14 protein-coding genes are annotated in these 14,971 nt (G+C 61.4%); 5 read left to right on the top strand and 9 right to left on the bottom strand.

Going from position 1 to position 14,971, the window contains the following annotated elements:
* Positions 1–126: 126 nt before the first annotated feature.
* The 3 genes from GIW48_RS26525 to ctlX all read right to left on the bottom strand — a co-directional run bounded on the left by GIW48_RS26525 (position 127) and on the right by ctlX (position 3,117).
* Positions 127–906, bottom strand: coding sequence for an ABC transporter substrate-binding protein (locus GIW48_RS26525; RefSeq protein ID WP_169988128.1), 780 nt, complete (start codon positions 904–906; stop codon positions 127–129).
* A gap of 226 nt (positions 907–1,132) precedes the next feature.
* Positions 1,133–2,179, bottom strand: a complete 1,047-nt coding sequence (locus GIW48_RS26530) for an ornithine cyclodeaminase (protein WP_236462926.1) — start codon at positions 2,177–2,179, stop codon at positions 1,133–1,135.
* An 11-nt stretch (positions 2,180–2,190) separates the two neighbouring features.
* On the bottom strand, positions 2,191–3,117 hold the full coding sequence (gene ctlX / locus GIW48_RS26535; RefSeq protein ID WP_236462923.1) for a citrulline utilization hydrolase CtlX: 927 nt from the start codon (positions 3,115–3,117) through the stop codon (positions 2,191–2,193).
* 283 nt (positions 3,118–3,400) lie between these two features.
* Here ctlX and GIW48_RS26540 point away from each other — a divergent pair, with 283 nt between their 5' ends.
* On the top strand, positions 3,401–4,294 hold the full coding sequence (locus GIW48_RS26540) for a GNAT family acetyltransferase (RefSeq protein WP_236472977.1): 894 nt from the start codon (positions 3,401–3,403) through the stop codon (positions 4,292–4,294).
* A gap of 66 nt (positions 4,295–4,360) precedes the next feature.
* Here GIW48_RS26540 and GIW48_RS26545 read toward each other — a convergent pair whose 3' ends face one another.
* From GIW48_RS26545 to GIW48_RS26565, 5 genes are all read right to left on the bottom strand, one after another.
* On the bottom strand, positions 4,361–5,380 hold the full coding sequence (locus GIW48_RS26545; RefSeq protein WP_017136260.1) for a branched-chain amino acid aminotransferase: 1,020 nt from the start codon (positions 5,378–5,380) through the stop codon (positions 4,361–4,363).
* 224 nt (positions 5,381–5,604) lie between these two features.
* Entirely contained in the window at positions 5,605–6,984 is a 1,380-nt protein-coding gene (lpdA, locus tag GIW48_RS26550) for a dihydrolipoyl dehydrogenase (protein WP_236462864.1), read from the bottom strand.
* A gap of 3 nt (positions 6,985–6,987) precedes the next feature.
* On the bottom strand, positions 6,988–8,247 hold the full coding sequence (locus GIW48_RS26555; protein WP_138450569.1) for a dihydrolipoamide acetyltransferase family protein: 1,260 nt from the start codon (positions 8,245–8,247) through the stop codon (positions 6,988–6,990).
* Complete coding sequence (locus GIW48_RS26560) at positions 8,248–9,306, bottom strand: alpha-ketoacid dehydrogenase subunit beta (RefSeq protein WP_138450567.1); 1,059 nt, start codon at positions 9,304–9,306, stop codon at positions 8,248–8,250.
* A gap of 1 nt (position 9,307) precedes the next feature.
* Positions 9,308–10,543 (bottom strand): 3-methyl-2-oxobutanoate dehydrogenase (2-methylpropanoyl-transferring) subunit alpha, encoded by a 1,236-nt coding sequence (locus tag GIW48_RS26565; RefSeq protein WP_017136256.1) that lies wholly within the window; start codon positions 10,541–10,543, stop codon positions 9,308–9,310.
* A gap of 195 nt (positions 10,544–10,738) precedes the next feature.
* Between GIW48_RS26565 and bkdR the strand changes: the two genes are divergently transcribed.
* The gene (gene bkdR / locus GIW48_RS26570; RefSeq protein WP_017136255.1) at positions 10,739–11,227 is read left to right on the top strand and encodes a Bkd operon transcriptional regulator BkdR; all 489 of its coding nucleotides are present in this window, start codon (positions 10,739–10,741) and stop codon (positions 11,225–11,227) included.
* Between the two features lie 121 nt (positions 11,228–11,348).
* On the opposite strand, the gene GIW48_RS26575 is transcribed toward bkdR, so the two are convergent.
* A complete protein-coding gene (locus GIW48_RS26575) occupies positions 11,349–12,212 on the bottom strand; it encodes an MBL fold metallo-hydrolase (protein ID WP_017136254.1) in 864 nt (287 codons plus the stop codon).
* 94 nt (positions 12,213–12,306) lie between these two features.
* Here GIW48_RS26575 and GIW48_RS26580 point away from each other — a divergent pair, with 94 nt between their 5' ends.
* From GIW48_RS26580 to GIW48_RS26590, 3 genes are read left to right on the top strand one after another with little or no spacing between them, the layout of a single operon-like run.
* Positions 12,307–12,642 carry an ArsR/SmtB family transcription factor gene (locus tag GIW48_RS26580; RefSeq protein ID WP_017136253.1) on the top strand — a complete coding sequence of 112 codons (336 nt, stop codon included), beginning with the start codon at positions 12,307–12,309 and terminating at the stop codon, positions 12,640–12,642.
* A 51-nt stretch (positions 12,643–12,693) separates the two neighbouring features.
* Positions 12,694–13,938 (top strand): NAD(P)/FAD-dependent oxidoreductase, encoded by a 1,245-nt coding sequence (locus GIW48_RS26585; RefSeq protein WP_236447926.1) that lies wholly within the window; start codon positions 12,694–12,696, stop codon positions 13,936–13,938.
* Positions 13,939–14,745 carry a sulfite exporter TauE/SafE family protein gene (locus tag GIW48_RS26590; protein WP_017136251.1) on the top strand — a complete coding sequence of 269 codons (807 nt, stop codon included), beginning with the start codon at positions 13,939–13,941 and terminating at the stop codon, positions 14,743–14,745.
* The last annotated feature ends 226 nt before the right edge of the window (positions 14,746–14,971 follow it).

Raw genomic sequence — 14,971 nt, forward strand, 5'->3', positions numbered from 1 at the left:
TAACGGTGGGAGCTGGCTTGTGTGGGAGCTGGCTTGCCTGCGATGGCGGTCGCCGCCTCCAACATCTACAGTGGCTGACCCACCGCTATCGCAGGCAAGCCAGCTCCCACAGGGGCCGGCGTAGGCCTATTCGTTGTAGATATCCTGATCGCCGAAGTACTTCTTCTGGATCTGCGCGTAGGTGCCATCGGCCTGCACGGCGGCGATGCCCTTATTGATCAGCGCACGCAGTTCGGCGTCGTTCTTGCGCAAGCCCATGGCGATATCCAGCGGCAAGGTCGGGTCTTTGAAGGCCGGGCCGGTCTTGTAGTCGGCGCCTTCAGGCTTGGACAGGAAGTTGAGCTGGGCTTCGAGCTTGTCGGTCAGGGTGGCGTCGAGGCGGCCGTTTTGCAGGTCGGCGTAGTTCTGCTCCTGGGACTGGTACGCCTTGATCTGCGCGCCGAGCCTGGCCAGGTGCGCACGTGCATAGGCTTCCTGCAGTGAACCTTGCAGCACGCCCACCTGCTTGCCTTTGAGTGACTCCGGCGTGTCGCCGAACTCGGCGTTTTTACGGGTGATCACCGAGGTGGGGCTGAGGAACAGGCGGTCGCTGAAGTCGATGACTTTTTCGCGAGCCGGTGTGACCGCCATGGACGACATGATCGCGTCGAACTTGCGCGCGCGCAGGGCCGGGATCATGCCGTCGAATTCGTTGTGCACCCAGGTGCATTTGACTTCGAGCTTGGCGCAGATGGCGTTGCCCAACTCGATATCAAAACCTTGCAGGCTGCCGTCGGCAGCGACGGACTCAAAGGGCGGGTATTCGGGGAACACGCCGAAGCGGATTTCTTTCCAGTCCTGGGCGTGGGCGGCGCTCGCGCACAGTGGCAACAGCAACGCGGCGAAGAGTGATCGCAATGGAGTCATGTGACAGTCCCTATATTTTGTAATTGATGTAAGGGCGGTGAATCGCTGGGAGCAGAGAATGCTTCATGGTGGTGCGTTTTTTGTGTCGTTTACCCCGTGCATAAAGCGCAAATTGCGCTGTTAAAAAGCGCAATGCAGCGGAATCGGCTGCGGCACGCGCAAAATCGGCTTTTGACGGATGTAAATCCGGCCTGCCTTGGGCGCAAAGCGGCAGGCCAGAGCGGTTTCAGGCGCGCTTTTTGTGCTGTGCGCGTGGCTGTTGGGCCAGGCGTGCAAACAGGTCTTTCGGGTCGGCGAGGTCCGGCACCAGCTCAAGGGTACTGCCCACATCCAGCGCCTTGGCCACGTCCAGCACGTAACGCAGGGCCGAGTAGTCTTCGATGGCAAAACCCACCGAGTCGAACAGCGTGACTTGGCGCGCGTTCTCGCGGCCGGGCTGCTGGCCATTGATCACTTGCCACAGCTCGGTCACCGGCGAATCTTCCGGCATGTGCTGGATTTCACCTTCGATACGGCTTTGCGGTTCGTACTCGACGATCACCCGCGCGCGCTCGACGATGCGGCGGTCCAGCTCGGTTTTGCCGGGGCAGTCGCCACCCACGGCATTCAGATGCATGCCGGGCTCGATCATGTCGTCGGTGAGGATGGTGGCATAAGCCTTGTCGGCCGTGACGGTGGTGACGATGTCCGCGCCTTTGACCGCTTCGGCCACGCTGGCGGCCAGGATCACCTTGATCGCCGGGAACGCCTTGAGGTTGGCCGCCAGCTTGGCAGTGGCCTTGGCGTCGATATCGAACAGGCGGATTTCGGTGATACCGAGCATGGCGTGGAAGGCCTGGGCCTGGAACTCGCTTTGCGAGCCGTTGCCGATCAACGCCATGCTGCGGCTGTTGTCGCGCGCCAGGTAACGGGCTACCAGGGCAGAGGTGGCCGCGGTGCGGATCGCGGTGGTCAGGGTCATTTCGGCCAGCAGCACCGGCTTGCCGGTGTCGACATCGCCCAGGGCGCCAAAGGCCATCACTGTGAGCATGCCGGCCAGAGTGTTCTTCGGGTGGCCGTTCACGTACTTGAAGGCGTACAGCGAGGCGTCGGACACCGGCATCAGCTCGATCACGCCGTCCGGCGAATGGTTGGCCAGGCGCGCGCACTTTTCGAAGTCCTGCCAGCGCAGGTAGTCGGCGCGGATGTATTCGGCCATTTCGCTGATGCAGGTTTGCAGGCCTTTTTGTGAAACCAGGTAGCTGAGGTCGTTGACGTCGATATAACGGGTCATGGCAAGACTCCTTATTGAAATGAGGCGCGGGCGGGCAGGTGCACTTCCGCCAGCATGCAGCGGGCACTGCCGCCGCCGATGCGTTCGATGTTGTCGATGTTCACCACCACCGGGCGGGTGTGGCGTTCTACATGCGTGCGCTGGGCCGGGTGCAGGGCGCTCCAGGCGCTGGCCGACATCACCAGCAGCGGCTGGCCGTCACGGTCGTGGACTTCAAGCATGTTGCCGGCGAAGGCTTCGAGCTGGTCGAAGTCGAGAGCAAGGATGTCTTTACCGGTGTCGCGCAGCGAGCGTTCCAGGGCCTGGCGTTCGATGGCATCGGGCAGGGCTTGCAGGCACACCACCGAGAGGTCGCGGCCGACACTCATCATCACGTTGCTGTGGTAGATCGGCGCGTGGTGGCGGTCGACGGCGTGGAAGACGCAGAGTTGGTAGTCGAGGCGTTCGGCGAACTGGCGCAAGGCGTCTTGGTGGGTGCGCCCGGAGTGGCAGGCATAGCTGATACGGTGCTGGCGGTCGAGCACCATGCTGCCGGTGCCTTCGAGGAAGATGTTCTGTTGTTCGAGGGGGCTGAGGTCGATGGTGCTATGGATCGCAAAACGCTGCTCCAGCACTTGCAGCACACCTTTGTTGCGCTCCAGTCGTCGGTTCTGGCCTTCCATCGGGTACAGCACCAGGCTGCCATCGGCGTGGCTGCTCCACCAGTTGTTGGGGAAGATCGAGTCGGGCGTGTGGGGCGCCGGGGTGTCTTGCACCACCAGCACCTCTACGCCATGTTGGCGCAGGGTATCGACATAGCCGTCGAACTCCTGCAGCGCTTTTTGCTGCACGCTCAGCGGGTCAAGTGGCTGGCGTTGGAAGCGGTTGTTGATCGCGGTGTCCGGGTTGAAGGCAAAGCGCGCCGGGCGAATCATCAAGACGGTGTTGGTGGTTTGCATGGGGGCACGAATCCATGGGTGAGCAGTGGGGCTATTTTGTGCGCTGTGGCGGGTGAATCCCGGCTGATATAGCGGGGCGGCTCAGCCGGGAAAGCTGAAAAGTGGGGTAGGGCAGCCGAATCGGCTGGCGAGTTGAAATGCAATCAAACTGTGGGAGCTGGCTTGCCTGCGATGGCGGTCTGTCTGCGCCAGATGCGCTGACTGACAGACCGCTATCGCAGGCAAGCCAGCTCCCACATTAGTATGGTGGCGGTCGTGAAACCCGAGCCAGGAAGGAGAATGCATGTCTACCGCTGTTCGTCTTGCCCAACCCACCGATGCCGAGGGCATCAGCCAGGTCATCCTGGCAGCCTTGCACAGCAGCAATGCGCGGGACTACCCGGCGGAGGTGATCGCTCGGGTAGCCAGCAACTTCACACCCGACGCCGTGCTGGCCTTGCTCCAGCGCCGGGTGGTGCTGGTGGCGACCCAGGATCAGATGATCGTCGCCACCGCCGCCCTTGATGGCAATGTGGTGCGCTCGGTATTCGTCAACCCGGCATTGCAAGGGCAGGGCATTGGCCGGCTGCTGATGATCGAGATTGAGCTGCGGGCCGTTGAAGCCGGGGTGACGGTCCTGAGCGTGCCGTCATCGCTGACGGCCGAGCCGTTTTATACCAAGCTGGGCTTTCACACGGTACGCGACGTTTACCATGGCAATGAGCGCACGCTCGTGATGGAAAAGGCTTTGTTATCGCGCCATCCCATCGGGCCATATCGCGATCGTCCGCACCGATCCCAGGTGGTGGCGCTGTGGCAGCAGGCGTTTGGCTATGACACCGCGCACAACCTGCCAAGCCTGGCAATCGACAAAAAGCTGGCGGTAAACGATGGGTTGTTCTTTGTGGCGACGGATAAAAAGGCCGTGATCGGCACTATTCTGGCCGGCTATGACGGGCATCGCGGCTGGTTGTATTCGGTGGCGGTGCACCGCGATTATCGTCGGCAGGGCCTGGGTGCTTCGCTGGTGCGCTATGCCGAGCAGGCGTTGACTGCGTTGGGTTGCATGAAGATCAACCTGCAGATTACGGGCGGCAATGACGCGGTGGTGGGGTTCTACGAGGCGTTGGGGTATGGGGTGGAGCCGAGGATCAGCATGGGCAAGAAGATTGCGGTGAATATTCCCAAGGACTTGTGAGCACACCGCAAGCAAATGTGGGAGCTGGCAAGCCCACTCCCACATTGGGTTTTGCGTTTTTTGGGGTTAGACCTTGACGATCCAACCCTCTGGCGCTTCAACGTCGCCGGTCTGCACGCCGGTCAGTTCTTTGTAGAGCGCCTGGGTGATCGGGCCCACTTCGGTTTCGCTGTGGAACACGTGCAGCTTGCCGTCGTACTGGATGCCGCCGATTGGCGAGATCACGGCAGCGGTGCCGCAGGCGCCGGCTTCCTTGAACTGGTCCAGTTTGTCGATGAACACGTCGCCCTCGACCACTTTCAGGCCCAGGCGGGTCTCGGCCAGTTCGATCAGCGACAGGCGGGTGATGCCTGGCAGCACCGAAGGCGACTTCGGTGTGATGAACTGGTTGTCGCGGGTGATACCAAAGAAGTTGGCCGAACCGACTTCCTCGATTTTCGAGTGGGTCATCGGGTCCAGGTAGATCGCGTCGGCGAAACCGGATTTCCTTGCTTCAGCGCCCGGCATCAGGCTGGCGGCATAGTTGCCACCGACCTTGGCGGCGCCGGTGCCCTGTGGCGCGGCGCGGTCGAACGTGGAGATCTGGAAATTGTGTGGCACCAGGCCGCCCTTGAAGTAGGCGCCGACCGGGATGGCGAATACCGAGAAGATAAACTCCGGTGCGCTACGCACGCCGATGTTTTCACCGGTGCCGATCACGAACGGGCGCAGGTACAGCGCGCCGCCACTGCCGTACGGCGGGATGAACCGCTCGTTGGCCTTGACCACTTGTTTGCAGGCTTCGATGAAGTCTTCGGTGGTCACATGCGGCATCAGCAAGCGTGCGCAGCTGCGTTGCATACGGGCGGCGTTCTGGTCCGGACGGAACAGGTTGATCGAGCCGTCCTTGCAGCGGTAGGCCTTGAGGCCTTCAAAGCACTGCTGGCCATAGTGCAGGGCGGTGGAACCCTCGCTGATGTGCAGCACGTTATCGTCGGTCAGGGTGCCCGCTTGCCACTCGCCGTTTTTCCAGGTTTGGAGAAACCGTTTGTCGGTCTTGATGTAGTCAAAACCCAGCTTGTCCCAATTGATGCTTTCGTTACCCATGACACCCTCTATCTCTGGTCAACCGCCTGGTCGAAGGCAGGCTTGTCGGTTTTTTACTGGATGGGCGCAACAATACTTCATTCTTGGCCGGTGTGGGAGCAGGTGGGCGGACCATTGAGCGTGTGTATTGGCTGATACACCGCTATCGCAGGCAAGCCAGCTCCCACATTTGGAATACATTGCCCTGTGGGAGCTGGCTTGCCTGCGATGGCCTCACCACGGTTTTACAGGTGCAGCGCGTGCCCCAATGCTCTTAAAGCCGCTTCCTGAACCGCTTCGCCGAGGGTCGGATGCGCATGGATCGTGCCCGCCACATCTTCCAGGCGCGAACCCATCTCCAGGCACAGGCCAAAGGCCGTAGACAGCTCGCACACACCAACCCCCACCGCCTGCCAGCCGACAATCAGGTGGTTGTCACGCCGCGCGACCACGCGCACAAAGCCGGTTTTAGACTCCAGGGTCATCGCCCGGCCATTGGCCGCAAACGGGAAGCTCGACACGATGCAGTCCAGGCCGGCCGCCTTGGCTTCGTCCGGGGTCTTGCCGACCACCACCAGCTCAGGGTCGGTGAAGCACACCGCCGGGATGGCGGCCGGGTTGAATTCGCGGTGTTTGCCGCTGATCAGTTCGGCGACCATCTCGCCCTGGGCCATGGCCCGGTGCGCCAGCATCGGCTCACCGCTCAGGTCGCCGATGGCGTACACATTGCGCATGCTGGTCTGGCAACGGTTGTCGATCTTGATCGCCGCGCCGTTCATCGCCAGGTTCAGCGCTTCGAGGTTCCAGCCCTGGGTGTTGGGTTTGCGGCCCACGGCCACCAGCACCTGATCGGTTTGCAGCGACAGCGTGTCGCCGTTCGGGTCACGTACCTGCAGGCTGTTGTTTTCGAAACCGGTGACGCTGTGGCTGAGGTACAGCTTGACCCCCAACTGCTTGAGCGATTCGGCCACCGGCAGCGTCAGTTCGCCATCGTAGGCCGGCAGGATACGCTCCTGTGCCTCGACCACACTGACCTCGGCGCCGAGCTTGCGATAGGCAATGCCCAGCTCCAGGCCGATATAGCCGCCGCCCACCACAATCAGGCGCTTGGGCACGCGGGTCGGCGCCAGTGCTTCGGTTGACGAGATGATCGGCCCGCCAATCGGCAGCATCGGCAGGTTGACGCTTTTCGAGCCGGTGGCCAGCAGCAGGTGCTCGCACTGAATGCGCTGGTCGCCGACGTCGACGGTCTTGCCGTCCACCACCTTGGCCCAGCCGTGGATCACCTGCACTTTATGCTTCTTGAGCAAGGCGGCCACGCCGGTGGTCAGGCGATCAACAATGCCTTCTTTCCATTCCACGCTCTTGCGGATGTCCAGGGTCGGCACATCCACTTCAATGCCCAGTTGCGACCCTTGGCTGTGGTGCACGGTTTGCTGGAACTGCTCGGCCACGTGGATCAAGGCTTTGGAGGGAATGCAGCCGATGTTCAGGCAGGTGCCGCCCAGCGCCTGGCCCTCGACCAGAATGGTCGGGATGCCCAGTTGGCCGGCACGGATCGCCGCCACATAACCGCCAGGGCCGCCGCCGATAATCAGCAGCGTGGTGTTCAATGTCTGAGACATGCCTTACTCCAAAAACAGGCTGGCGGGTTGTTCGAGCAGGCCACGAATGGCCTGGATGAATTGCGCCGCGTCCATGCCGTCGACCACACGGTGATCGAAGGAGCTGGAGAGGTTCATCATCTTGCGCACCACGATCTGGCCCTTGATTACCATCGGCCGTTCAACGATGCGGTTGACGCCGACAATGGCGACTTCCGGCAGGTTCAGCACCGGCGTGCTGACAATGCCGCCCAACGCGCCGAGGCTGGTCAGGGTGATGGTCGAGCCCGACAGTTCATCGCGACTGGCCTTGCCATTGCGCGCGGCGCTGGCCAAACGTGCGATTTCCTCGGCGTTGCCCCACAGGCTGCGGGCTTCGGCGTGACGTACCACCGGCACCATCAGGCCCACATCGCTTTGGGTGGCGACGCCCACATGCACCGCGCCCAGGCGGGTGATGACTTGGGCTTCGTCGTCGTAGCGTGCGTTGATCTGCGGGAAGTCGCGCAACGCCACGACCATGGCGCGCACGATAAACGGCAGCAAGGTCAATTTGCCGCGTGTGGCGCCGTGCTTCTCATTAAGGTGCACGCGCAGCTCGTCCAGCGCCGTGACGTCGATTTCTTCCACGTAGCTGAAATGCGCGGCGCGGCGGGTGGCGTCCTGCATGCGCTGGGCGATCTTGCGGCGCATGCCGATCACCGGGATCTGTTCTTCGCTGTTGCGTTCGGCGTAAGGGTTGGCGGTTGCCGAAGCCTGGGTTGCACCTTGTTGCAGGTAAGCGTCCAGATCTTCGTGCAGCACCCGACCCGCCGGGCCGCTGCCCTGCACCAGACGCAGCTGAATCCCGGCATCCAGCGCGTGTTTGCGCACGGCAGGCGAAGCCAAAGGGCGTTCGTTTGCGTCACGCGCAACCGGTGCCGCAGCGGGTTTGGCGGTTGGCTTTGCTTCGGCCACAGGCGCAGGCTTGGCTTCAACCACTGGCGCTGGCGCAGCTTTCACCGGCTCAGCCACCACCGGCGCATCCTTGGCATTCCCGGCGCCTTCGACTTCAATGCTGATCAAAATACTGCCCACCGCCATGACTTCGCCGGGCTCGCCGCCCAGAGAAATCACTTTGCCGTGCACCGGCGAGGGAATGTCCACCATCGCCTTGTCGGTCATCACATCCGCCAGCACCTGGTCTTCAACCACCAGGTCGCCGACTTTTACATGCCATACCGACAGTTCAACTTCTGCAATGCCTTCGCCAATGTCCGGCATCTTGATAACGTGCGTGCCCATTCAGACCTCCATGACCCGTTTCAACGCCGCGCCCACGCGGGACGGCCCTGGAAAATAGGCCCACTCTTGCGCGTGCGGGTAGGGCGTGTCCCAACCGGTGACGCGTTCGATCGGCGCTTCCAGGTGATGGAAGCAATGCTCTTGCACCAGCGACACCAGTTCGGCACCAAAGCCGCAGGTGCGGGTGGCTTCATGCACCACCACGCAACGGCCGGTCTTTTTCACCGAGTTGACGATGGTTTCCAGGTCCAGCGGCCACAGGCTGCGCAGGTCGATGACCTCGGCGTCGATGCCGGTTTCTTCGGCGGCGACTTGCGACACGTATACGGTGGTGCCGTAGGTCAGCACCGTCACCGCCGAGCCCGGACGCACGATGGCGGCCACGTCCAGCGGCACGGTGTAGTAACCGTCCGGCACTTGCGCTTGCGGGTGTTTGGACCAGGGTGTGACCGGGCGATCGTGGTGGCCATCGAACGGGCCGTTGTACAGGCGCTTAGGCTCGAGGAAGATCACCGGGTCGTCGTTTTCGATCGAGGCGATCAACAGACCCTTGGCGTCATACGGGTTGGACGGCATCACCGTGCGCAGGCCGCAGACCTGGGTGAACACCGCTTCAATACTCTGGCTGTGGGTCTGGCCGCCGTAGATGCCGCCGCCGCACGGCATGCGCATGGTCAAGGGTGCGGTGAACTGGCCGGCCGAGCGATAACGCAGGCGGGCGGCTTCGGAGATGATCTGGTCGGTGGCCGGGTACACGTAGTCAGCGAATTGAATCTCGGCGACCGGGCGCAGGCCGTAGGCCCCCATGCCCACGGCAACGCCGACGATGCCGCTTTCGGAGATCGGCGCGTCAAACACCCGCGAGCTGCCGTACTTGTTCTGCAAACCTTCGGTGCAACGGAATACGCCGCCGAAGTAGCCGACGTCCTGGCCGAACACCACCACGTTATCGTCACGCTCAAGCATCACATCCATGGCCGAGCGCAGGGCCTGGATCATGGTCATGGTGGTGGTGGTCATGGCGGTTTCCAATTCGATGCTGTTGTTGTGATCGTTCATGTCAGACCCCCAACTCTTGACGCTGGCGCTTCAAGTGCTCCGGCATCTCTTTATAAACGTCTTCGAACATGGTCGCGGCGCTTGGAATCTGGCCGCCGGCCAGGGTGCCGTACTGTTCGGCTTCTTTCTGCGCCTTGACCACTTCGGCCTCAAGCTCGGCACTGACTGCCGTGTGCTCTTCTTCGGACCACTGGCCAATCTTGATCAGGTGCTGCTTGAGGCGCGCAATCGGGTCGCCGAGCGGGAAGTGGCTCCAGTCATCGGCTGGGCGGTATTTGGACGGATCGTCCGAGGTGGAGTGCGGGCCGGCGCGGTAGGTGACCCACTCGATGAGGGTTGGCCCAAGGTTGCGGCGCGCACGCTCGGCGGCCCAGGCAGACGCTGCATACACGGCGATAAAGTCGTTGCCGTCCACACGCAGGGAGGCGATGCCGCAACCCACGCCGCGTCCGGCGAAGGTGGTGGCTTCACCGCCGGCGATAGCCTGGAAGGTGGAGATGGCCCACTGGTTGTTGACCACGTTGAGAATCACCGGCGCGCGGTAAACGTGGGCGAAGGTGAGGGCGGTGTGGAAGTCCGATTCGGCGGTGGCGCCGTCGCCGATCCAGGCCGAGGCAATCTTGGTGTCGCCCTTGATCGCCGAGGCCATGCCCCAGCCCACGCCTTGCACGAATTGGGTGGCGAGGTTACCGGAAATAGTGAAGAAACCGGCGTCCTTGACCGAATACATGATTGGCAACTGACGGCCCTTGAGCGGGTCGCGCTCGTTGGACAGCAGTTGGCAGATCAGGTCCACCAGCGGCACTTCGCGGGCCATCAGGATGCTTTGCTGGCGGTAGGTGGGGAAGCACATGTCGTCGATATTCAAGGCCAGGGCCTGGGCGCTGCCGATGGCTTCTTCGCCAAGGCTTTGCATGTAGAACGACATTTTTTTCTGACGCTGTGCGACCACCATGCGGTTGTCGAAGATGCGCGTCTTGAGCATGGCGCGCATGCCTTTACGCATGATCTCGGCGGATACCCCTTCAGCCCACGGGCCAAGAGCCTGGCCCTGGTCGTCAAGCACGCGGATCAGGCCCTTGGCCAGGTCAGCGGTGTCGGCGGGTTCTACGTCGATGGCGGGTTTGCGCACCGTACCTGCGTCAGTCAGGCGCAGGTAGGTAAAGTCGGTCTTGCAGCCTGGGCGGCCCGAGGGTTCGGGAACGTGCAGGCGCAGTGGTGCATACGGCTGGTTCATGGCTTTCTACGCTCGATCTTGTGAATTTCTTGTAGTGGGCGCGCTAGCTGACAGTCAGTCTCCGGATAGGAGAAATCTTGTCCTACAAACATCATAGGCGTGGCGTAGAAGAATATTTATCTGTGTTTCATTGCGCTCAAGACCATTTGCGGATAAAAAAACTGCATAAACATAATAAACAGGTGATTTTGTCTCATGCGCAAACTGGACCGTACCGATATCGGCATTCTCAATGCCCTGCAGGAGAACGCCCGCATTACCAACGCCGACCTGGCCCGTTCGGTCAACCTGTCGCCCACGCCATGCTTTAACCGGGTGAAGGCCATGGAGGAATTGGGGCTTATCCGTGATCAGGTCACGTTGCTGGACGCCGATCTGCTGGGGCTGCACGTGAATGTGTTCATTCATGTGAGCCTGGAAAAGCAGAATGAACTGGCATTGCAGCAGTTCGAAGGCGCGATTTCTGACCGGCCGGAAGTGATGGAGTGTTACCTGATGGCGGGCGACCCGGATTATCTGATCCGGGTGCTGGTGCCGACGATCCAGTCGCTGGAGCGTTTCATGATGGACTTTCTGACCAAGGTGCCGGGCGTGGCCAATATTCGCTCGAGCTTTGCGCTCAAGCAGGTGCGCTACAAGACCGCGCTGCCGTTGCCGGCTAATGGCATCAGCCTGGGTTCCTGACACAACACAGGACAAGTGTGGGAGCTGGCTTGCCTGCGATAGCGGTGGGCCAGTTGACACACGGGTTACTGATGCATCGCTATCGCAGGCAAGCCAGCTCCCACAAAGGAATCGGCGCTTTTTACAGTTGGTTAAGCGGAATCTTCAGATACGTCACCCCGTTTGCTTCCGCCGGCGGCATATTCCCCGCGCGCACATTTACCTGAATCGCCGGCAGCAATAGCGTCGGCATTCCCAACCCGGCATCACGCTGGGTGCGCATCTCTACAAACGCCGCCTCATCCACCCCGTCATGCACATGAATATTGCCCGCGCGCTGCTCGGCGACCGTGGTCAGGCACTTGGCCTCGCGGCTTTCAGGCGGGTAGTCATGGCACACGTACAGTTCAGTCTCCAATGGAAAGGCCAGCAGCTTGCGCATCGACGCATACAACTGTCGCGCGTCACCACCAGGGAAGTCGCAACGCGCGGTGCCTACATCCGGCATGAACAGCGTGTCGCCTACCAGAATCAAACGACCGTCGATCAGGTACGCCATGTCGGCCGGGGTGTGGCCAGGCACATGCAGCGCCTGGGCCTTCAAGTTGCCGATATGAAAGATTTCATCCGGCGCAAACAGGTGGTCGAACTGCGAGCCATCGACGCGGAATTCCGGCTCCAGGTTGAACAGGCTCTTGAAGACATCCTGGACCTTACTGATGGATTGGCCGATGGCGATTTTGCCGCCAAGCGTGCGGCGCAGGTAAGGCGCAGCGGACAAGTGATCGGCATGCGCATGGGTTTCCAGCAGCCACTGCACCTGCAAGCCGTGCTCACGCACGAACGCGATGACTTTATCGGCTTGGGCGGTATCCGTGCGCCCGGACGCGGGGTCGTAATTGAGTACCGAATCGGCGATGGCGCACGGGCCGCCATCGTGTTCATAAATGACGTAGGTGAAGGTCGACGATGCCTCGTCCAGAAAGGCTTGAATCAACGCTGGCATGGCGGCGGTCCCCGGAAGCGAAAAAAGTGGTTACAATCAGTTTACGTTTACACATAATGTTTTGAGCTTAAGTGACATAAAGGACCCGAGGCAAATGGAATCTACTCTGAGTGAGGGCGAAGTCGCCCAGTTGCGCGCATCGGCGTCCAAGGCGTGCTCCTTGCTCAAGGCACTGGCCAATGAGGACCGCCTGTTGATCCTGTGCCAGTTGACCCAGGGCGAGCGCAACGTCGGCGAGCTGGAAACCATGACCGGTGTGCGTCAGCCCACACTGTCACAACAGTTGGGCATTTTGCGTGACGAAGGGTTGGTCGCCACCCGTCGGGAAGGTAAATACATTTTCTATGGGCTGGCCAGCCACGAAGTGATTCAAGTGATGAAGACCTTGTCCGGCTTGTACTGCGGCGCGGTCATAAAAAGCTGGGCGTGACGCCATACGGCAGCGACCCTTGTGTGCATTGACGATAAAAGGCAAAAGACCATGACCGAGCAACACTGGGGACCGACCATCAGTGGCGACATCGTAGTCATCGGCGGCGGCTCGGCAGGCATCGGCCTGCTGGCCAGCTTGCTCAAACGCGACCCGCAGCTGAACATCACCCTGATCGAACCTAACGACTATCACTGCTATCAGCCAGCCTGGACGCTGGTTGGTGGCGGCGCCTACGACCTGAAAAAGACCCGACGGCCGTTGGCCGACGTACTGCCCAATGGCGTCGCCTGGGTGCAGGCCGCTGTCGCCGAGTTGCTGCCCGACGAGCAAACCCTGGTGCTCGACAACGGCCAGCGCGTGAGCTGGAACAACCTGATCGTGTGCCCCGGCCTGCGCCTGGCCTGGGAAAAAATCGACGGCCTGGAACAGACCCTTGGCCAGAACGGCGTGACCTCCAACTACAGCTACGAGCACGCGGCCTACACCTGGCAGCTTGTGCAGCAGTTGCAAGGCGGCAAGGCGATCTTTACCCAGCCGGCCATGCCGATCAAATGTGCAGGCGCGCCGCAAAAAGCCATGTATCTGTCCTGCGATCACTGGCTCAAGCAGGGTAACCTGAAAAACATCGACGTCGAATTCAACCTGGCCGGCGCCGCGCTGTTTGGCGTGGCGACCTTTGTGCCGCCATTGATGAAGTACGTAGAGAAATACAACGCCCGCCTGGCGTTCAACGCCAACCTTGTCAAGGTCGATGGCCCGGCGCGCAAAGCCTGGTTTGAAGTCAAAGACGCCGAAGGCAAGGCCACCGTCGAAGAAAAATCCTTCGACCTGTTGCACGTGGTCCCGCCGCAGGTTGCCCCGGATTTTATCCGCCAGAGCTCGTTGGCCGACCCCGCCGGTTGGTGCGAGGTGAACCCGCACAGCCTGCAACACCTGCGCTACCCGCATATCTTCGGCCTCGGCGATGTGTGCGGCACCACCAACGCCAAGACCGCAGCCGCCGTGCGCAAGCAGATCGTGGTGGTGGCCGAAAACCTGCTGGCCCTGCGCAAACAGGCGCCGCTGCCGCTCAAGTACGACGGCTATGGTTCCTGCCCGTTGACGGTGGAGAAGGGCAAGGTGGTGCTGGCCGAGTTCGGCTATGGCGGCAAGCTGCTGCCGACCTTCCCGCTGGACCCGACCCAGGCACGTCGCTCGATGTGGTTCCTCAAGGCCACGCTGCTGCCGTGGTTCTACTGGAACGGCATGCTCAAGGGCCGCGAGTGGCTGACCCGCCTGAGCAAGGTGGATTAAATGCTGCTGGCAAGTCTGTTGGGTTTATTGATGGGCCTGGTCATGGGCCTGACCGGCGCGGGCGGTGGCATCCTCGGAGTGCCGGCGTTGGTGCTGGGGCTGGGCTTGACCATGACCCAGGCGGCGCCGGTGTCGTTGCTCGCCGTGGGCGCGGCGGCGGCGGTCGGCGCCATTGACGGGTTGCGCCATGGCCTGGTGCGTTACCGCGCCGCGTTATTGATCGCCTTGCTCGGTGCGCTGTTTTCGCCACTGGGTGTGTTTATTGCGCACCAGTTGCCCGAACACCTGCTGATGGGCCTGTTCAGCGCCTTGATGGTGCTGGTGGCGTGGCGCATGTTGCAACGCGAAAAGGTCGAGGCCGGGCCAAGCGACCATGGCGCCGCGTCCTGGGGCCAGAAAAACTGCATGCTCAACCAGCAGACCGGGCGCCTGGCCTGGACTGCCAAATGCAGTGCCACGTTGGCGGCTTTGGGGGCCGTGACTGGCGCGGTGTCGGGCTTGCTTGGCGTGGGCGGTGGCTTCCTGATCGTGCCGGCGTTCAAGCAACTGACCGATGTGCAGATGCGCGGGATTGTCGCCACCTCTTTGATGGTGATCAGCCTGATTTCGCTGATCGGCGTGGCTGGGTCGATGCAGGCCGGTGTGAGCATTGAGCCGATGGGCTGGGTGTTTATCGGTGCGAGTATTGTCGGCATGTTGGCTGGTCGGCGTTTGTGTTCGGTGATCCCGGCGCGGGCGTTGCAGGTGGGCTTTGCCAGTCTGTGTGTGGTGGTGGCTGCGGGGATGCTGGTCAAGGCTGCGCTTTGATGCTGATGTGCAACACAATTTACATGTGGGAGCTGGGTTGCCTGCGATGGCGGTCTTTTGGTGGTGTACATATCCGTTGCTGCGATAACGGCTGAGTAGGGTTCCGCTCTTACAGCCATGCCTTTCAAGGTCTTGGTTTAAAATCCCCTAATCAATTCAGTCAGGACGACGAAGCTATGTGGGAAAAGGTTTTAGAACGGTTTGAAAAACAAGCACCAGCCAGTGT

Origin of the sequence: Pseudomonas sp. PA-6-3C, assembly GCF_021605825.1 — a bacterium.
Lineage (GTDB): Bacteria > Pseudomonadota > Gammaproteobacteria > Pseudomonadales > Pseudomonadaceae > Aquipseudomonas > Aquipseudomonas edaphica.